Here is a 19401-nt window from a genome sequence, read left to right as displayed (position 1 = left end):
GCGCCCGGCGCGCCGCGCCCGTCCGGCGCCCCGAACGGGCGGATCGGGTCAGCCGAGGCGCCCGTCGCCCGGCCGCGCCACGCGCAGCCACCGCCAGCCGTACGCCGGCAGATCCAGCTCGACCCGGCCCGCGGGGCCGAGCGCGAGGCGATCCGGTCCGAAGAGGTCGGTCAGCTCGGCGCCTTCGGGCTCGTCCTCGAGGGCCAGCCGGACCCGCGCCGGCTCGTCCGCGAAGTTGTGCAGCGCCACCATCCGGCCGACGTCCGCGCGCACGGAGTGCACCAGCACGGACGGTGCGTCATGCTCGAGCAGTTCCGCCGTGCCCCAGCCGATCTCGGGGGAGATACGGTAGCGGGCGGCGAGCTTGCGGATGAAGTGCAGCAGCGATTCGTCGTCGTTCAGCTGCTGGGACGCATTGATGTGCTCGGGCGCATACCCGCCTTCGGGCGGACGGGAGGTCAGCCGCGACGGTGCGGCGGGGGAGAACCCGCCGTTGCGGGAGTCCGACCACTGCATGGGCGTGCGCACGGAGGTCCGCCCGAGGATGTCGGGGTTCTCGCCCATGCCGATCTCCTCTCCGTAGAACAGCACCGGCACGCCGGGGAGCGAGAAGAGCAGGCTGTAGACCATGCGGATGCGGCGAGGGTCGCCCCCGAGCATCGTGGGGAGCCGCCGCGTGATGCCGCGACCGTAGACGCGCTGCCGCTCGTCCGGCGCGAAGGCGGCGAACACCTCCTCGCGCTCGGCATCCGTGAGCTTGTCGAGCGTGAGCTCGTCGTGATTGCGCACGAAGTTCGCCCACTGCGCCTCGGGTGCGATCGCGGGGCGTGCGCGGAGCGCCTTCGCGAGGGGGCGCGGATCGGAGCGCGCGAGCGAGAGATAGAGCGCCTGCATCCCGATGAAGTCGAACTGCAGCGTGAGCTCTTCGCCCTGATTGTCGCCGAAGTAGTCGAGCTGCTCCTTGTAAGGCAGGTTCACCTCGCCGAGCAGCACCGCCTCGCGCGAGCGCCGGCGCAGGAACCGCCGCAGGTCGCGCAGGTACTCGTGCGGGTCGGCGAGATCCTCGCCCTCGGGCACCTCGATGAGGAACGGCACCGCGTCCACGCGGAAGCCCGAGATGCCCAGCTGCAGCCAGAAGCCGATCGTCTTGGCGATCTCGTCGCGCACCGCCGGATTGCCGATGTTGAGGTCGGGCTGGTGGCGGTAGAACGTGTGCAGGTAGTACTGGCCGCTCTTCTCGTCGAGTTCCCACAGCGTCGTCTCCTCGCCCGGAAACACGGTGTTGACGTTGTTCGCGGGCGGCTCGTCACGCCACACGTAGTAGTCGCGGTAGCGCGAGTTGCGCGAGCGCCGTGCCGCGACGAACCACGGGTGCGTATCGGCGGTGTGGTTCACCACCAGATCGACGATCACGCGGATGCCGCGATCCCGCGCCGTCCGGATCACCTCCACCACGTCGCCGTGCGTGCCGAGCCGGGGGTCGACGCCGTAGAAGTCGGTGACGTCGTACCCGTCGTCTCGGTCGGCCGTCGGATAGAACGGCATCAGCCACAGGCACGTGACCCCGAGATCGGCGAGGTAGTCGATGCGCTGCGCGAGACCGGCGAAGTCGCCGACGCCGTCGCCGTCGTGGTCGAGGTAGGTCTCGACGTCGAGGCAGTAGACGACGCTGGTCTTCCACCACAGGTCGCTGGTGTCGGTGATCTTCACAGGGTCCTCCGCAGGGCCGGGAGCAGGTCGGACTCGGCGCGATCGAGGAACTCGTCCTGGTTCTTGCCGACGTGGTGCAGGTACACGCGGTCGAAGCCGATCGCGGCGAGCTCGGCGATGCGCTCGGCGAGCGCCGCGGCGTCCGCATCCACGAGCACCGCCTTGCGCAGCTCGCCTTCGTCGGGGTCCGCGACCGCGGCGTCGAAGTCCTCGGGCTGGTCGAAGTCCCAGGCGCGCGGCGGACCGATGAGCCCGTTGGGCCATTGGTCCTTCGCCAGGGCGAGGGCCGCGGCATCCGTCTCCGCCAGCGACAGGTGCACCTGCAGGACGCACGGTCCTTCGCCGCCGTTCGAGCGATACGCCTCGACGACCCGGCGCAGCGCGGCGGGCTCCTGGGCGACGGTGGCGAGCCCGTCCACACGGCCCGCGAGCCAGCCGGCGGTCTCGGCGCTCACGGCCGCGCCGAGCAGCGGCGGCGGGGTCGCGGGCCGCGACCACACGCGGGCCTTGTGCACCCGCACCAGGCCGACGTGCTCGACCTGCTCGCCGGCGAGCAGCCGGCGGATCACGCCGAGCGACTCGTCCAGGCGTTGGTTGCGGTCGTCCTTGGGCGGCCAGGGGTCGCCCGTGACGTGCTCGTTCATGGCCTCGCCGCTGCCGAGCACCGCCCAGAAGCGGCCGGGGAACATCTCCTCGAGGGTGGCGATCGCCTGAGCGGTGACGACGGGGTGATAGCGCTGGCCGGGCGCTGTCACCACGCCGAGCGAGAAGGATGTCGAGGCCAGCGCCGCGCCCAGCCACGACCAGGCGAAGCCCGACTCGCCCTGGCGCACGCCCCAGGGCTCGAGGTGGTCCGAGCACATCGCACCGTCGAACCCGGCGCGTTCGGCGCGGGTGACGGCGTGGAGGAGCGCGCTGGGGGGCAGCTGCTCGTGGGAGGCATGGAATCCGACGAAGGGCATGACCCGAGTCTTCGGTGGGTGACGGACGGGTTCAAGCCACTTGCGGGCTGCGTGGAGCCGGCTGACACCATCAAGGTGTCGACAATGACAATGTGCGCTTGACGATAGTGTGTGACACACAGTACAGTGTGGGACATGAGCGAATCCGAGATCCTCGACACGCACCTGCAGGAACTGCGGCGCGGCACGATCGTGCTCGCGTGCCTGCGGCTGCTCGAGAACCCGGGGTACGGCTATGGCCTGCTCGAGCAGCTGGGGGCGCACGGCTTCCCCACCGACGCGAACACGCTGTACCCGCTGCTCCGGCGGCTCGAGAAGCAGGGCCACCTCACGAGCGAGTGGAACACCGACGAGGCCCGGCCTCGCAAGTTCTACCGCACCAGCGCCGCCGGCACCCGCCTGGCAGACGCTCTCACCGACGACTTCCGTTCGATCGCCGCCGCGATCGACGGCCTTCCCCAGGAGGATTGACATGACCGCCACCACTGCCACCACCCTCACTGACCGCTACGTGTATGCGGCCATGCGGACCGTGCCCGAGGCGCAGCGTGCCGACCTCGCCGCCGAGCTGCGCGGCTCGATCGACGACCAGGTCGAGGCGCGCGTCGCCGAGGGCGAGGCGCCCGACGTCGCCGAACGCGCGGTGCTGACCGACCTCGGCGACCCCGACAAGCTCGCCGCGGGCTACACCGAACGGCCTCTCTACCTCATCGGCCCGGCCTACTTCCTCGACTGGTGGCGGCTGCTGAAGCTGCTGCTGTGGATCGTCCTGCCGTGCGCCGCCTTCGGCATCACGCTGGCCCAGGTGCTCGCCGGAGCCGACAGTGTCGGAGTCGTCATCGGAACGGTCATCCCGGTGCTCCTCTCGGTCACCGTGCACCTGGGGTTCTGGACGGTCCTGGTCTTCGCGATCGTCGAGCGCACCACGAAGGGCGAGCGCAAGACCCCGCTCACGCCATGGACCGTCGACCAGCTGCCCGAGCCCAGCTCGCGCGGCGCCGGGTTCGGCGACATGGTCGGCTCGCTCGTCTTCCTCGCGGCCGGCGCCGGTGCGATCCTGTGGGACCTGTTCGTGGGCTTCGTCCCGACGGAGCCCGGGCTGTCGTTCCTCAACCCCGGTCTCTGGCCGACCGGCATCTTCATCCTGTTCGGCCTCATGGCGCTCGAGGCGGGTCTCGCCATCGCGGTCTACGCCTTCCGCCGCTGGACGATCGGGCTCGCGATCGTCAACGGGCTGCTGAACATCGCGATCGCCGTTCCCGCGGTGTGGCTGCTGATGCAGGGCGAGCTGATCAACCCGGAGTACTTCCCGACGATCATCGGCGGCGAGAGCGGAGCCGAGGTGCAGAGCATCGTCACGGTGGTCGTCGGCTTCGGCATCGTGGCGATCGCGGTCTGGGACACGATCGATGCCGCGGTCAAGGCGGTGCGCGCCCGCCGGAGCTGATCCGGCAGGCCCCGCCCCGCCCCTCCACGCGCCGCGAACCAGGGGATTCCCGCTGAACCCGGTGGTGTCGCCATCGGGTTCGACGGGAATCCCTCGGTTCGGCATCCGCTCGAGCCGGACCCCGGCACGACCCGCGCCGGCCCGGGCCGCCCGACCGGGACTTAGGCTGAACCCCATGCTTCTGGACACCCCCGTGCGCCTCGGCGTGCAGCTGCAGCCGCAGCACGCTCCGTACTCCGCCTTCCGCGACGCCGTCCGTCGCCTGGAGGACATGGGCGTCGACATCCTGTTCAACTGGGACCACTTCTTCCCGCTGTCGGGCGACCGCGAGGGCATGCACTTCGAGTCATGGACGATGCTCGCCGCGTGGGCGGAGCAGACCGAGCGCGTCGAGTTCGGGTCGCTCGTCAACTGCAACAGCTACCGCAACCCCGATCTGCAGGCCGACATGGCCCGCACCATCGACCACATCTCGGCGAAGGACGGCACCGGCCGGTTCATCTTCGCCACCGGGTCGGGCTGGTTCGCGCGGGACTACGAGGAGTACGGCTACGAGTTCGGCACCGCGGGCTCGCGCCTGGACGACCTCGCCGCCGGCATGGCCCGCATCGAGGCCCGATGGGAGAAGCTCAACCCCGCGCCCACGCGCCGCATCCCGGTCATGATCGGCGGCAAGGGCGAGCAGAAGACCCTCCGGCTCGTCGCCCGGCACGCCGACATCTGGCACAGCTTCGTGCGCCCCGACGAGCTCGCCCACAAGATCGGCGTGATCGAGCGCTGGGCCGAGAAGGAGGAGCGCGATACCTCGGGCCTCATCATCTCGAACGAGCTGCACCAGCGCGGTGAGGGCTTCGCCGACGACCTCTACGACGCCGGCGTGCGGCTGTTCACGCTCGGCTTCGAGGGCCCCGACTGGGACTACGACCTGGTGCGGTCGTGGCTGCGCTGGCGCGACTCGAAGAACGCCTGACACACGGCGACGCGGCATCCGGCCGATCACTAGAATTCCACTGGTGACCGGTCAGATCCTCGAACCCCGGTTCGCCCTCGACATCGACGGCGTTCCCCGCCCCGCCCGCGCCCAGGCGCTGCTCGACGCCGTGCGGTCGGACGTCGTCATCGCCGACGGTGCGATGGGCACGATGCTGCAGCGCTACGACCTGTCGATCGACGAGGACTTCGAGGGCCACGAGGGCTGCAACGAGATCCTCAACGTCGCGCGCCCCGATGTGGTCGCCGCGATCCACGACGCTTACCTCGCTGTCGGTATCGACGCGGTCGAGACGAACACCTTCGGCGCGAACTGGTCCAACCTCGGCGACTACGGCATCGAGGACCGCATCGCCGAACTCGCCGAGGCCGGCGCTCGGATCGCCCGCGAGCGCGTCGACTCGGCCGAGGCCGTCGACGGCCGCGTGCGCTGGGTGCTCGGGTCGATGGGACCCGGCACGAAGCTCCCGAGCCTCGGGCACACCTCGTACGACAACCTCAAGCAGACCTTCGCACTCCAGGCGCAGGGACTCATCGACGGCGGCGCCGATGCCTTCCTCGTCGAGACGTCGCAGGACCTGCTGCAGACCAAGGCCGCGGTCAACGGGTGCAAGCAGGCGATCGTCGAGCGCGGCATCCGTCTGCCGATCTTCGTCGAGGTGACGGTCGAGACGACCGGCACCATGCTCATGGGCAGCGAGATCGGTGCGGCGCTCACGACGCTCGAGCCCCTCGGCGTCGACGCGATCGGGCTGAACTGCGCCACCGGCCCCGCCGAGATGAGCGAGCACCTGCGTCACCTCTCGCGCCACAGCGCCGTGCCGATCGCGTGCATGCCGAACGCCGGCCTGCCGGTGCTCGGCGCGAACGGCGCCCACTATCCGCTCGGCCCGGCCGAGCTCGCCACCGCGCACGAGCAGTTCGTGCGCGAGTTCGGCCTCGGCCTGGTGGGCGGATGCTGCGGCACCACGCCCGAGCATTTGGAAGCCGTCGTCGAGCGCCTGCGCGCGGCCGCACCCGCGCCGGCGCGGACGCCGATCAGCGAGCCGGGCGTCGCCAGCCTCTACCAGCACGTGCCGTTCGATCAGGATGCCTCGTACCTCGCGATCGGCGAGCGGACCAATGCGAACGGGTCCAAGGCCTTCCGCGAGGCCATGCTCGAGGGCCGCTGGGACGACTGCGTCGAGATCGCCCGCAACCAGATCCGCGTCGGCGCTCATCTGCTCGACGTGTGCGTCGACTACGTCGGACGCGACGGCGTCGCCGACATCCGCGAGATCGTGTCGCGGTTCGCGAGCGCCTCGACGCTGCCGCTCGTGGTGGACTCCACCGAGCCCGCAGTCATCCAGGCCGGCCTCGAGCTCATCGGCGGCCGTCCGGTCGTCAACTCGGTCAACTACGAGGACGGCGAGGACGCCAAGAGCCGCTTCGGCCGCATCATGCCGCTCGTCAAGGAACACGGGGCCGCCGTCATCGCCCTCACGATCGACGAGCAGGGGCAGGCCCGCACCGCGGACGACAAGATGCGGATCGCCTCGCGCCTCGTCGACAGCCTGGTGGAGGAGTGGGGGATGAAGGTGTCCGACATCATCGTCGACACCCTGACCTTCCCGATCGCCACCGGCCAGGAGGAGACCCGGCGCGACGCGATCGAGACGATCGAGGCGATCCGCCGGCTGAACGCGAAGTACCCGGGCATCCACACGACGCTCGGCGTCTCGAACGTGTCGTTCGGCCTGAACCCCGCCGCCCGCAGCGTGCTCAACTCGGTGTTCCTCCACGAGGCCGCCGAGGCGGGGCTCGACTCGGGCATCATCGACGCCGCGAAGATCGTGCCGCTGGCCTCGGTGCCCGAGGAGCAGCGCAAGGTGGCGCTGGACCTCGTGTGGGACCGCCGCGAGTACGACGCCGACGGCAACATCACGTACGACCCGCTCGCGCGCATGCTCGACGTGTTCGCGGGCGTGGACACCGCTGCGCTGCGCGACCAGCGCGCCGCGGAGCTCGCCTCGCTGCCGGTCGGCGCACGCCTGGAGCGCCGGATCATCGACGGCGAGGGCAAGGGGCTCGAGGCCGACCTCGACCTCGCCCGCGCGGACGGCATCACCCCGCTGCAGATCATCAACGACCACCTGCTCGAGGGCATGAAGATCGTCGGCGAGCGCTTCGGCTCGGGCGAGATGCAGCTGCCGTTCGTGCTGCAGTCCGCCGAGGTGATGAAGACCGCGGTGGCGCTCCTCGAACCCCACATGGAGAAGGCGGATGCCTCGGGCAAGGGCCGCATCGTCCTCGCGACGGTCCGCGGCGACGTCCACGACATCGGCAAGAACCTGGTCGACATCATCCTGACCAACAACGGGTACGACGTCATCAACCTCGGCATCAAGCAGCCGATCGCCGACATCATCGCCGCGGCCGAGGAGCACGATGCCGACGTGATCGGCATGTCGGGCTTGCTCGTGAAGTCCACGGTCGTGATGAAGGAGAACCTGCTCGAGCTGCAGTCGCGCGACCTGGCGAAGAAGTGGCCGGTGATCCTCGGCGGCGCCGCGCTCACGCGCGCGTACGTGGAGGACGATCTCGCGAGCATCTTCGACGGCGAGGTCCGCTACGCCCGCGACGCGTTCGAGGGGCTGACGCTCATGGAGCCGCTCGTGAAGATCGCGCGCGGGGCTTCGCCGGATGAGGTCGGGCTGCCGGCGCTGAAGAAGCGGCGTCACGCGGTCGGCTCGAAGCTCACGCTCACGGAGCCCGAAGCCATGCCGGCGCGATCGGACGTCGCCGGGGACAACCCGGTGCCCGCGCCGCCGTTCTGGGGCACGCGCATCGTCCGGGGCATCAAGCTCGCCGACTACGCCGCGTTCCTCGACGAGCGTGCCACCTTCATGGGGCAGTGGGGACTCAAGCCCGGTCGCGGCGAGGACGGGCTGTCGTACGAGCAGCTGGTCGACCTCGAGGGCCGGCCGCGCCTGCGTTACTGGCTCGACCGGATCCTCGGCGAGGGCATGCTCGACGCGTCCGTCGCGTACGGCTACTTCCCGGTGGTGTCCGAGGGCGACGACGTCGTGGTGCTGCACCACGGCGACGACCGCTCCGGTCTGCTCGGGCCGGCAGGGCTGCTCGCTCCCGACGGCGGCTCCGGCGGTGAGGTCGGCGCGGAGCGTCTGCGCTTCCACTTCCCCCGTCAGCGCCGCGATCGCCACCTGTGCCTCGCCGACTTCGTCCGCTCGCGCGAGTCGGGTCAGGTCGACGTCATGCCGGTGCAGCTGGTCACGGCGGGCGCGAACATCGACGGCGTCACCGCGAAGCTGTTCGCCGAGGACCGGTACCGCGACTACTACGAGCTCAACGGCCTCGTGATGCAGCTGACCGAGGCGCTCGCCGAATTCTGGCACGCGCGCATCCGGTCGGAGCTCGGCTTCGCCGCCGAGGACCCGGCCGACACGGCCGGGCTGTTCAAGCTCGAGTACCGCGGCGCCCGGTTCTCGCTCGGCTACCCGGCGTGCCCCGAGATGGAGGACCGCCGCAAGGTGGTCGAGCTGCTCAGGCCCGAGCGGATGGGCGTCGAGCTGAGCGAGGAGCTGCAGCTGCACCCCGAGCAGTCGACGGACGCGTTCGTGTTCCATCACCCCGAGGCCAAGTACTTCTCGGTCTGAGTCGCGGGATCAGTGTCGTGAGGCGACGGGCTTCGCGCGGCGCAGGGCGATGAGGATCGCGCGGCCGACGACGACCACGCCGACCACGGTCACGATCGCGCGCAGGGTGTCCCACGTCAGGCTCGAGGTGAGCAGCGAGTACAGCACGAAGCTGGCGATGTTCTCGCCGATCGGAGCGCCCGGCTGGTACGAGATGCCCGTGCCGCCGCCCACGGCGAACGGCCAGAACCACAGGTTCATGATGAGCCCGAAGACGTACGACGCCGCGACCCCGTAGACGGACAGCATCACCACCTCCGCGACCCCGCTCACCCGTCGGGGCAGCAGTCCGGCTCCCGCGCCGACCCACGCGCACGCGAACATCTGGAAGGGGGTCCACGGCCCGATGCCTCCGGTGACGACGGACGACAGCAGGATCGTGGAGAGGCCGAGCAGCAGCCCGAACCGCGCGCCGAGGGCCCGTCCGCCGAGGATCAGCAGGATGAACACCGCCTCCATCCCGCCGACGCCGGTCCCGACGATCCGGATGGCCGCGCCGATCGCGGCGAGCGTGCCGAGCAGCGCGAGGGTGTGGGCGCTGCGGACGCTCCGGTCGAGGGCGCCGAAGATCACGAGCGCGGCGAGCGGCACGAGCGCGAAGGCGGCGACCGGCACGGCCGCCTGAGCCTGCGACGGCACCGCGTAGGCCACGAGCGGCCAGCTGAAGGCGGCCAGCGCGACCAGGTTCGCGGCGGCGACTGCGGTCAGGCGAACTCCCGGTCGCGGATTCCGGATGCCGCGGGCCGCCGTGGCCGGCGGCGCCGCCGTGGGCGCATCCCTGCGGTCCGGGCCCGCGCGCCGGGCTCCGACGTGCGGCTCGACGCCCGGGACGGCGATCGCATCGCGCGCGGCGGTCGTGCCGACCGCAGCCGCGCCGACCGAGACTGCGGCCGGCACGAGGGCACGCGGCGCCCCGACCCGACCGTCCGCCATGGGCAGCACGGCGTCCGCGACGGAGCCTGCGAACTCCTGGTCGTGCGTGGCGACGAGCACGGCGGCTCCCGACGACGCGATGTCGCCGATCGCTCCGGCGACGAGGGCGCGGGCCGCGGCATCCAATCCCCGGGTCGGCTCGTCGACGAGCAGCACGCGCGGCCGCGACGAGAGCTGGAGTGCGATCGCGAGGCAGCGCCGCTGACCCGCCGAGAGATCGAGCGGATGCCGCGCCCCGAGCCGGCTGCCCGCCTGCTGCGGATCGCCCATGAGCTCGGCCCACCGCCTCAGCGTCGTGCCGCGGGCGCTGCCGGCACGGCGGTCCGCGTGCGCGCACTCGGCCGCCACGGTGTCGCAGACGAACAGGTCGTCGGACGCATCGGGGACCAGCCGGACGCCGGAGACGCCTCGCCCGCGGCGCGGCGCATCGCCGGCCACGGTCGCGGCCGCAGTATCCGTCGCGAGGGCGACCAGCAGGCTCGACTTGCCGGCGCCGTTGGGTCCGACGAGCGCGACGACGCCGCCGGGGTCGAGTGCAAGGGTGGCGCCGTCCACGACGAGGTGGGTTCCGCGGCGGACGTCGAGACGCTCCACGCGGAGCACGGGCTCGGCCGCGGCGAGCGTCGCCGAGGCCCGCCGGGGCGGGGCCGGCGGCGTCGCCGGTGCCGGGAGCACACCGCTCTCCAGAGGGACCCGCGCATCGGCGACCCGATCAAGCTCGGTCGCCCGGTGCTCCGCGACGACGACGCAGACGCCGCCGTCCCTGGCGAGGGCGCCGAGCAGCGTCACGATCCGCTCGCGGTTGGCGGCGTCGAGGTCGGCGAGGGGCTCGTCCACCAGCAGCAGGATCGGGTGCTCGACGATGGCGGCCGCGATCGCCACGAGCACGGCCTCGCCGGCCGAGAGGCCGGTCAGGGTGCGGGGCACGAGGTCGGCGATGCCGACGCGCTCGGCCACCTCCGTGACGCGGGCGGCGACGATCGCGGGCGCGACGCCGCGCAGCTCGAGAGTGAGGCCGATCTCGTCGCAGACGGACTCGGTCGCGAAGCCCTCGCGCGGGTGCTGCAGCACGACGCCCACCCGCTGGGCGGTGTCGCGCGGCGGCACGGCGAGGCGATCGTGGCCGACGACGCGCACCGTGCCCCTCGCGCTGCCGCCGTCCACGTGGGTGTGGAGCCCGGCGAGCGCGCGCAGGAGCGTGGACTTGCCGGCCCCGGTCGCTCCCGTGACCACGGTGAGCGTACCCGGGCGCAAGGCCAGGTCGGGCACCTCGATGGCCGCCCCGTCGCCGTGGCGCAGCACGAGTCCTTCGGTCTCGACGGGAGCCAGGCAGTCGCCCGAGACGGGATGGCCGGCGAGTCCTCGCAGTTCGAGCGCGGCCGCCAGCGCGGTGGCCCGCGCCAGTGTGCGGGCGAGCACCGGTGCGAGGAGGCGGACCCCGCTGCGCTCGCCGCGCAGGCGCTGCGCGAATCGCACCGCGCGCACGGCCTCGGCCAGCGCGGGGAGGGTGGCCCACGCGACCGCCAGCGTGCGGGCGACGCCGCGCAGCGGTCCGCGCCGGGCGCCGCGGGCGAAGAGCCGGGGAACGTCGACCGCGGCGTTCAGCACACCGAAGGCGAGGATCGTCAGGGCGATCGGAAGGGCGCTGGCCGCGGCATCCCACAGTCCGCCGGTGGTGACCGGCCCGAGCATGACGACGTGCCCGAACGGCGGCGGCAGCCGGTACTCGGGAAGCGCCAGAAGCACAGGTCCCGAGCCGTCGGCACCGTGGAACAGCACCCGGTAGACCACTCGGACCACCACGAAGCCGGCGGCGAGAGCTGCCGCGGCGCGCAGTGGTCCGGGTCGGAGGGTCATGGCCTATGTGGTCGGCGCGGCGGGCTCGCCGTTGAGGGTGAACAGCAGCGCGACGGAATCGCCCGGCTCCACCTGCAGGGTGGAGAGGCCCTCCTGGGCGTAGTCCCACTCGCTCTCGGCGGTCTTCACCCAGAGCGACCAGTACGCGAAGGCGGGGGCCATGGACTCGCAGGTCTCGCTGTACTCGGTGCCGTCGTCGGCGGCCAGCACGGTATCGGCTGCCGGGGCGCCGTTCACGCGGCACACGACCTGGTCGCCGTACTCGACGGTTCCCTCGGTCTCCACGCCCGCCTCGGCCAGGGCATCGGCGGCGGCGACGGCCTCGTCGGTCTCGACGCACTCCTCGAGCGACACGTCGTCGTCGCCCTCCAGCGCGCTCGCGTCGACGACGATCGTGACGCCCGCGCACTCGCCTTCGGCGGCGGGGGCCGCGGCGGAGGACGAGGGCTCTGCCGTCGTGGTGGCGGGCGAGGAACAGGCGGCGAGGGTCAGCAGGAGAGCCGCGGCGGCAGCCGCGGTCAGGGAGCGAAGAGTCGAGGTCACCGAACCAGGCTAAAGCCCCGGACACCGGCGCAACGGCCCTGTGACGCTGTGCGGCGAGACGGCCGACGCGCCGCGGTCGTAGGCTGTCCCGGTGACCGTTTCCGAGCTGTTCGACGACGACGAGTGGATGCCGGCCCCGCACGCCGCCGACTTCACCGACATCACCTCCCACGTCTCGAAGGACGGCCGGATCGCGCGCATCGCGTTCGATCGCCCGGAGGTGCGCAACGCGTTCCGCCCGCACACCGTTGACGAGCTGTACCGGGCGCTCGACGCCGCCCGGCAGGATCCGCGCATCGGCGTCGTGCTGCTGACCGGCAACGGTCCCAGCGCCAAGGACGGCGGTTGGGCCTTCTGCTCGGGTGGTGACCAGCGCATCCGCGGGCGAGACGGGTACAAGTACTCCGACGACGAGACATCGGTAGCGGACCCTGCGCGAGCCGGACGCCTGCACATCCTCGAGGTGCAGCGGCTCATCCGGTTCATGCCCAAGGTCGTGATCGCTGTGATCCCCGGCTGGGCGGCCGGCGGCGGGCACTCGCTGCACGTGGTGTGCGACCTGTCGATCGCGAGCGCCGAGCACGGCCGGTTCAAGCAGACCGATGCCGACGTGGGCTCGTTCGACGCCGGCTACGGGTCGGCCTACTTCGCGCGGCAGATCGGGCAGAAGTTCGCCCGCGAGGTGTTCTTCCTCGCCGAGGAGTACTCGGCGCAGCGCGCCTACGAGATGGGCGCCGTCAACCGGGTCGTGCCGCACGCCGAGCTCGAACGCGAGGCGGTGGCGATGGCCCGCACCATCCTCACCAAGTCGCCGACCGCCGTCCGCATGCTCAAGTTCGCCTTCAACGCCGTCGACGACGGCATGGTCGGCCAGCAGGTCTTCGCCGGCGAGGCCACCCGGCTCGCCTACGGCACCGACGAGGCGGTCGAGGGCCGCGATGCGTTCCTCGAGAAGCGCGATCCGGACTGGTCCCCGTACCCGTGGCACTACTGACCCGCGCCCGGTGGCGCTGACATGAGGCTCGAGCCCGTCCTCGGCGACGAACCCGCAGACGTCTTCCGGGCGCTGCGCGCCGCGGTCGACGGCGACGGACCGGCACTCGGCCTCGGCATGGTGGGGGAGCTCCCCGTCGAGGTGCGCCCCGGCACCGCTGTCGTGGTCACGACCTCCGGATCGACCGGCATCCCGAAGAGCGTCATCCTCAGCCGCGACGCCCTCACTGCGAGCGCGCTCGCCACCGCCGACCGCATCGGCGACGGCGCCTGGCTGCTGGCACTGCCGGTGAGCTATGTCGCAGGTCTCCAGGTGCTGGTGCGCTCGCTGGTGGCCGGTCGCGAGCCCCGCGTCCTCGCCGGGGCGTTCTCGCCGCAGGCCTTCGCCGACGCGGCGCTGGCCATGCTCGGGGCGGCGCGAGCCCCGTCGTACACCTCGCTGGTCCCCGCGCAGCTGGCGAGGCTGCTGGACGCCGCGGACCACGATTCCGCGGTGCGCACAGCGGTGGGGTCGTTCGAGGCGATCCTCGTGGGCGGTCAGGCGATGCCTCCGGCCCTGCTCGATCGCGCGCAGGACGCGGGGGCCCGGGTTGTGCGGACCTACGGCTCGACGGAGACGGCCGGCGGCTGCGTGTACGACGGGACGCCGTTGCGGGGCGTGTCGGTGCGCATCGAGCACGGCGAGGTGCAGGTGGCCGGGCCGGTGCTGGCGGAGGGCTACCTGGGGGATCGGGAGCTGACGGATGCCGCGTTCCGCCGCGACCACGCGGGCACGCGCTGGTATCGCACCGGCGACGCCGGCCTCGTCGAGGACGGCGTCCTGCGCGTCCACGGACGGCTCGACAACGTCATCGTCTCGGGCGGCGTGAACATCTCGCTGGATCGCGTCGAGCGCATCGTGCGCTCCGTTCCCGGGCTGTCGGATGCCGTCGTCGTGGGCGTTGCGGACGAGCGCTGGGGCGAGGCATCCGTCATCGTCGCACCCCGGGGCGAGGTGCTCCGACGAAGCGAGTCGGTCCAGCTCGACGAGGCCCGCGCCGCGGTGAAGGAGTCGATCGGCCCGCACGCGCGGCCCTCGCGGCTGATCATCGTGGACGAGCTGGCGATGCTGGCCTCGGGCAAGCCCGACCGCGAGACGATCCGCCGGACGGTCGCCGCGCTGCACTGAGACTGGCTGCCGGAGAGGTCAGCCGGCGGGGTACTCGCCGGTGTCGACCACGCAGAACCGGTTGCCCTCGGTGTCTTCGAGCACGATCCAATCGGCGTCGTCGGGATAGTCGTCCCAGTCGACCTCGCGCGCGCCGAGGCCCAGCAGGCGCTGCACCTCGGCAGCCTGGTCCTCGGCGTACAGGTCGAGGTGGATGCGCGGGGGATAGTGCTGCGGGTATCCCGTGACCGAGAGGGCGAGGCTCGCTCCCGGCGCGGCCCAGTTCGCCTTGCCCGGCGGATCGAGGATGAGCCAGTCGTCGCTCGGCTCGCTCCGGTTCACGTAGCCGAGCGCGCCGCGCCAGAACTGCGCGGCGCGCTCGATGTCCTCGACGGTCAGCACGATGCTTCCGATGGTCAACATGACGGGCAGTCTGGCTCCGCGTGTTCCGAGGTGCCAGAGGGTTGACGCGGAGCCGAAGCCCTAGGATGGCGACTCGTGGCAGGAACTCCGAGCAAGAAGCGCAAGCACCCCGGTCCGAAGAAGCAGCCGGCGCGGGGAAACCCTCAGAAGGTGCATCAGTCCGGCGACCCGCGCGCGATCGCGCCGGCGACCACGGCCGACTGGATCGCCGCGGCGCGCCTGCGCACGCTGCCCCTGGCGATCACCCCGATCCTCATCGGAACGGGCGCCGCTCTGCTCGTGACGGACGAGCTGCACTGGGTCATCGCGCTGTTCTGCCTCATCGTCTCGGTATCGCTGCAGATCGGCGTGAACTACGCGAACGACTACAGCGACGGCATCCGCGGCACCGACGACCACCGCGTGGGCCCGGCCCGCCTCACCGCCTCGCGCAAGGTGAAGCCGCGCGCGGTGCTGACGGTCGCCCTCGTCTTCTTCGCGATCTCCGCCGTCGCCGGTCTCGCGATCTCCATCCGCACGCAGCAGTGGTGGTTCCTCGCCGTGGGCGCGGTGTGCATCCTCGCGGCCTGGTTCTACACCGGGGGCAAGCGGCCCTACGGGTACTACGGGCTGGGCGAGGTCTTCGTCTTCGTCTTCTTCGGACTCGTCGCCACGCTCGGCACCACGTGGGTGCAGGCCTTCTCGCTGCCCCAGGAGGCATGGTTCGGCGCCGTCGCCGCGGGCCTCCTCGCCTGCGCGGTGCTGCTGGCGAACAACCTGCGCGACATCGACCAGGACCGGGCGTCGGGCAAGCGCACCCTCACGGTGCTGATCGGACGCACCGCCACCCGGTGGCTGTTCACGATCTTCGTGCTGCTCGCGTTCGCGATCGCGGCGTTCCTCGCGCTGGTCTACCCCATCGCATGGCTGACGCTGCTGGTGCTGCTCGCCGCGCTGCCGGCCATCCTGATCGTGTGGACCTACCGCGACCCGCGTGAGCTCGTCGTCGCCCTGGGGCTCACCTCGCTCACCTCGGTCGCCTACGGCGCGATCCTGGCGTGGGCGTTCGTCGGCTCGCCGCTCTGACGGGCGCGCCGAGCGGATGCCGCGACCGGCGCGGCTCAGTCGGTCGGCGTCGGGCGGATGGCGTCGCTCGCCGCGTCTTCGGCGTCTTCGTCGCTGACCGTCGTCCGGGCCTGGGCGCGGCGCTCGGCGAGGCCGGACGTGAGGTCGTCCAGCGGCCGGCGCAGGAACAGCACCGAGAGGCTCAGACCGATGAGGGCAGCGAAGATCGCGGCGAGCCAGTAGTACTCCCGCATGATCGGCAGCAGCATCAGCAGGCCGAACGGCACCAGGAACGCGAGGAGCCGCAGCACCGTGTACACGAGGGCGGAGCGGGCTTTCACCCGTCCATCGTAAGCGAGCGGCCGGAGCGAAGCGCCGCCGCGGCCCCCACCGGCGACGGTTCGGTCACGAGGCGGCCGCTGTCCCGCCACGCCGCCTAGGATGGGGGCATGCCTCGGGTGCTGCTGATTCTGGCCCTGGTGGCGACCGCGTTCTGGGTCTTCACCATCGTCGACTGCGCGGTGCAGCCGCCCAGCCGGCACCGGGGTGTCAGCAAGCCCGTGTGGCTGCTCATCGTCGTGCTGCTTCCGGTCCTCGGCGGCCTGCTGTGGCTGATCGTCGGCCGCGTCCGCCGTTCCACGGCCGCCGCCCGCCGCGCACCCGACGACGACCCCGAGTTCCTCGGCCGCATCGGCGTCATCTCCGACCAGGACGAACGCATCCGCCGTCTCGAGGAGGAGCTCGCCCAGCTCGACGCCGAGGACGACGATCCGCGCTGGACCCCCGAGCCCGGAACCTCGGCTCCCGGTGCCTCCACCGCCGGTTCACCGGATGCCCCGGCCGACCCGCCTGCGCGGCCGGCCGACCCGCCGACCCGCCCGGTCGACGGTGACGACGAGCGCGGCCAGCGCGGCGCCGTCAGCTGACGGTGGGCGCTGAACCCCGCGGACTCTCCTCCGCCGCGACCGACGCCGCCGCCGCGCTCCTCGGCCGCCTCGTCGAGCTCGGCGTGAGGCACGTCGTCCTGAGCCCCGGATCCCGATCCCAGGCTCTCGCGCTGGTCGCGGCCGAGCTGGAGCGCCGCGAGGCCATCACCCTGCACGTGCGCATCGACGAGCGCGTCGCGGGCTTCACCGCTCTCGGGATCGGCCGCGAGACGCGCGCGCCCGCCGTCGTCGTCTGCACGTCGGGCACCGCCGTCGCGGGGCTGCTCCCCGCCGCGCTCGAGGCGCACCACGCCGGTGTGCCGCTGCTGCTGCTCACGGCCGACCGGCCTCCCGAGCTGCGCGGGGTCGGCGCCAACCAGACGACCCGGCAGCCGGGCCTGTTCGCGCCGAGCGTCCGGTTCGAGGCGGACCTGCCCGTTCCCGAGACCACCGACGCGACGGGCGACGACGAGCAGAGCGCGATGCTGCGTGCGGTGGCCGACGAGGCCTACGCCGCCGCGCTCGGAGCGGGCCTCCGCTCGCCGGGCCCGGTGCACCTGAACCTTCCCTACCGCGAGCCGCTCGCCGGCGACCTGCCGGAGTGGTTCGGTGTGCCGACCGCCGAGCTCGGCTCCGCCGGGGGAGAGCACCCCGACGGTCCGCCGGTCGAGGCGCCGGTCGAGGACGAGGCCTCCGGCGCGCTCTACCAGGGCGGCGGCGGCATCGGCGAGTCCGATCTGCCGGACGCGCCCGAAGACCTCCCGTTCCTGCTCGAGCGGGGTCCGCGCACGCTCGTCGTGGCGGGCGCCGATGCCGGACCGGATGCCGAGGCCCTCGCACACGCCGGCGGCTGGCCCCTCGTGGCCGAGGTCGTCAGCGGGGCGCGCTTCGGCCGCAACCTGGTGCACGGCTACCGTGCGCTGCTGCGAGATCCCGAGCTGGGCGGACGCATCGAGCGCGTCGTGGTGCTCGGGCATCCGACCCTCAGCCGGGAGGTCGCGGCCCTGCTGTCGGATCCCGACGTCGAGGTCTTCGCCCTGCGCGGACCGGGGGAGCCCCTCAACCTCAACGGCGCCACGACCGCGGTCGACACCGTGGGGGTCGCCGTCGGCGACGCCGACCGCGCGTGGCTCGGGTCGTGGCTGCAGGCGTCGCGCGCGGCATCCGTCGATCTCTCCCCTCCGGCACCCGACCCGGAGGGACTCACCTCCGCCGTGCCCGAGGAGCGCCTCGGGGCCATCGCCGCTGAGCTGAGCGTGGTGCGGGCGCCGCTGGACCGGGCCTCGCTCGTGGATGCCGTCTGGCGGGCCACGTGGCCGCACGACCGGCTGGTGTTCGGGTCGTCCCGCCTGGTCCGGGTGGCCGACGACGTACTCGGCGGCAAGAAGGTGCCCGTCCACGCCAACCGCGGGCTCGCGGGCATCGACGGCACCGTGGCCACCGCGACCGGGATAGCGATCGCGAGTCAGGCGGACGGCCGGCCGGGCGTGACCCGCGTGCTGCTGGGCGATCTCGCACTGCTGCACGATGCCGGAGCCCTGCTCCTGCCGCCGGCCGAGGACGAGACGCGCCTGCAGGTGATCGTCGGGAACGACGGCGGCGGGACGATCTTCGACGGCCTCGAAGTGGCGGGTGTCGCGGGTGCCGACGCCATGGACCGCGTCCTGTACACGCCGCATTCCGTGCGGCTGGAGCAGCTCGCGACGGCCTACGGGTGGGAGTACCACCGCTGCACCACCAGGTCCGCGCTCGATCAGGTGCTCACCTCGTCCGCCGGCGGCCGCCAGCTCATCGAGGTCCCGCTGGAGCGGTAGCCGGAAATCTCCTCGCCGCGGCACCTGCCGGGTCGGCATGATGGGCACATGACTGCGATCAGCCAGAAGCACTGGACCGGGGACGTGGGCGAGCTGCTGCGCGTGGGCGAGGGGTTCGTGCTCGCCGACGTGGACACCCGATCGACTCCGGGATATGTCAAGGACAAGGTGCACGCCGCCGAGGACCTGGCGTCGGGCGCCGTGCAGCTCGATGAGTACCAGGAGCGCCTGTTCGCGCAGAGCCGGGTCGATGCGACGAATGCCTCGGTGCTGCTGGTGCTGCAGGCGATGGACTCGGCGGGCAAGGGCGGCATCGTGCGGCACGTCGTCGGGTCGGTCGATCCCCAGGGCGTCGAGATCACCGCGTTCAAGAAGCCCACGCCCGAGGAGCTCGAGCACGACTTCCTGTGGCGGGTCGCCAAGCGCGTGCCCGAGCCCGGCATCATCGGGGTGTTCGACCGCTCGCACTACGAGGACGTCCTCATCGGCCGGGTGCGCGAGCTCGCCCCCCGCGACGAGATCGAGCGACGCTACGGGGCGATCAACACCTTCGAGAAGCAGCTGACGGATGCCGGGACCCGCATCGTCAAGGTGATGCTGCACATCTCGGCCGACGAGCAGAAGGCGCGCCTGACCGAGCGGCTCGATCGCCCCGAGAAGCACTGGAAGTACAACCCCGGCGACGTCGACGAGCGCGAGCTGTGGCCGAAGTACATGGACGCCTACCAGCAGGTGTTCGAGCGCACCTCCACCGAGCACGTGCCGTGGCACGTGGTGCCGGCGGACCGCAAATGGTACGCGCGCACCGCGGTGCAGCACCTGCTGCTGGAGGCGCTCGAGGGGATCGACCCGCACTGGCCGGTCGCCACCTTCGACGTCGAGGCCGAGAAGAAGCGTCTCGCCGCGACCTGAAAGGG

At 72.0% G+C, this 19401-nt stretch carries 16 protein-coding genes; 10 read left to right on the top strand and 6 right to left on the bottom strand.

Annotated elements, in window-relative coordinates; genetic code table 11:
- Positions 1–48 precede the first annotated feature (48 nt).
- Complete coding sequence (locus tag ASD56_RS01185; RefSeq protein ID WP_055960301.1) at positions 49–1710, bottom strand: alpha-amylase family protein; 1662 nt, start codon at positions 1708–1710, stop codon at positions 49–51.
- Entirely contained in the window at positions 1707–2672 is a 966-nt protein-coding gene (locus tag ASD56_RS01180; RefSeq protein ID WP_055960299.1) for a TIGR03885 family FMN-dependent LLM class oxidoreductase, read from the bottom strand. The genes ASD56_RS01185 and ASD56_RS01180 overlap by 4 nt, the downstream gene beginning before the upstream one ends.
- Before the next feature lie 135 nt (positions 2673–2807).
- On the opposite strand from ASD56_RS01180, the gene ASD56_RS01175 reads away from it, so the two are divergent.
- The 4 genes from ASD56_RS01175 to metH all read left to right on the top strand — a co-directional run bounded on the left by ASD56_RS01175 (position 2808) and on the right by metH (position 8765).
- Entirely contained in the window at positions 2808–3143 is a 336-nt protein-coding gene (locus ASD56_RS01175; protein ID WP_055960296.1) for a PadR family transcriptional regulator, read from the top strand.
- A 1-nt stretch (position 3144) separates the two neighbouring features.
- On the top strand, positions 3145–4119 hold the full coding sequence (locus tag ASD56_RS01170) for a permease prefix domain 1-containing protein (protein ID WP_055960293.1): 975 nt from the start codon (positions 3145–3147) through the stop codon (positions 4117–4119).
- A 175-nt stretch (positions 4120–4294) separates the two neighbouring features.
- Positions 4295–5089, top strand: a complete 795-nt coding sequence (locus ASD56_RS01165; RefSeq protein WP_055960291.1) for an LLM class F420-dependent oxidoreductase — start codon at positions 4295–4297, stop codon at positions 5087–5089.
- A 43-nt stretch (positions 5090–5132) separates the two neighbouring features.
- On the top strand, positions 5133–8765 hold the full coding sequence (metH, locus tag ASD56_RS01160; RefSeq protein ID WP_235565463.1) for a methionine synthase: 3633 nt from the start codon (positions 5133–5135) through the stop codon (positions 8763–8765).
- 9 nt (positions 8766–8774) lie between these two features.
- On the opposite strand, the gene ASD56_RS01155 is transcribed toward metH, so the two are convergent.
- Positions 8775–11594, bottom strand: coding sequence for an ATP-binding cassette domain-containing protein (locus tag ASD56_RS01155; protein ID WP_055960288.1), 2820 nt, complete (start codon positions 11592–11594; stop codon positions 8775–8777).
- Between the two features lie 3 nt (positions 11595–11597).
- Entirely contained in the window at positions 11598–12137 is a 540-nt protein-coding gene (locus ASD56_RS01150; RefSeq protein WP_055960285.1) for a hypothetical protein, read from the bottom strand.
- A 91-nt stretch (positions 12138–12228) separates the two neighbouring features.
- On the opposite strand from ASD56_RS01150, the gene ASD56_RS01145 reads away from it, so the two are divergent.
- Together ASD56_RS01145 and ASD56_RS01140 are read left to right on the top strand one after the other, a co-directional pair.
- Positions 12229–13131 carry a 1,4-dihydroxy-2-naphthoyl-CoA synthase gene (locus tag ASD56_RS01145; RefSeq protein ID WP_082541160.1) on the top strand — a complete coding sequence of 301 codons (903 nt, stop codon included), beginning with the start codon at positions 12229–12231 and terminating at the stop codon, positions 13129–13131.
- 21 nt (positions 13132–13152) lie between these two features.
- Positions 13153–14298, top strand: coding sequence for an AMP-binding protein (locus tag ASD56_RS01140; RefSeq protein ID WP_055960282.1), 1146 nt, complete (start codon positions 13153–13155; stop codon positions 14296–14298).
- Positions 14299–14316: 18 nt separating this feature from the next.
- Here ASD56_RS01140 and ASD56_RS01135 read toward each other — a convergent pair whose 3' ends face one another.
- Positions 14317–14700, bottom strand: a complete 384-nt coding sequence (locus tag ASD56_RS01135) for a VOC family protein (protein WP_055960279.1) — start codon at positions 14698–14700, stop codon at positions 14317–14319.
- Between the two features lie 75 nt (positions 14701–14775).
- Between ASD56_RS01135 and ASD56_RS01130 the strand changes: the two genes are divergently transcribed.
- Positions 14776–15765 (top strand): 1,4-dihydroxy-2-naphthoate polyprenyltransferase, encoded by a 990-nt coding sequence (locus ASD56_RS01130; protein WP_055960277.1) that lies wholly within the window; start codon positions 14776–14778, stop codon positions 15763–15765.
- A gap of 35 nt (positions 15766–15800) precedes the next feature.
- On the opposite strand, the gene ASD56_RS01125 is transcribed toward ASD56_RS01130, so the two are convergent.
- Positions 15801–16085: a DUF4229 domain-containing protein gene (locus ASD56_RS01125; protein WP_055960274.1), complete on the bottom strand. Its 285-nt coding sequence runs from the start codon at positions 16083–16085 to the stop codon at positions 15801–15803.
- A 108-nt stretch (positions 16086–16193) separates the two neighbouring features.
- On the opposite strand from ASD56_RS01125, the gene ASD56_RS01120 reads away from it, so the two are divergent.
- The 3 genes from ASD56_RS01120 to ASD56_RS01110 are packed head-to-tail and all read left to right on the top strand — an operon-like array spanning position 16194 to position 19396.
- The gene (locus ASD56_RS01120) at positions 16194–16670 is read left to right on the top strand and encodes a PLDc N-terminal domain-containing protein (RefSeq protein ID WP_055960271.1); all 477 of its coding nucleotides are present in this window, start codon (positions 16194–16196) and stop codon (positions 16668–16670) included.
- A gap of 2 nt (positions 16671–16672) precedes the next feature.
- Entirely contained in the window at positions 16673–18484 is a 1812-nt protein-coding gene (menD, locus tag ASD56_RS01115; RefSeq protein WP_055960268.1) for a 2-succinyl-5-enolpyruvyl-6-hydroxy-3-cyclohexene-1-carboxylic-acid synthase, read from the top strand.
- A gap of 48 nt (positions 18485–18532) precedes the next feature.
- A complete protein-coding gene (locus ASD56_RS01110; protein WP_055960266.1) occupies positions 18533–19396 on the top strand; it encodes a polyphosphate kinase 2 family protein in 864 nt (287 codons plus the stop codon).
- Positions 19397–19401: the final 5 nt, after the last annotated feature.

Source organism: Microbacterium sp. Root166 (assembly GCF_001427145.1).
In the GTDB taxonomy this organism is placed as follows: domain Bacteria; phylum Actinomycetota; class Actinomycetes; order Actinomycetales; family Microbacteriaceae; genus Microbacterium.
Note: the sequence above shows the minus strand (reverse complement) of the source record. Positions and strands in the feature narration are given on the sequence as shown.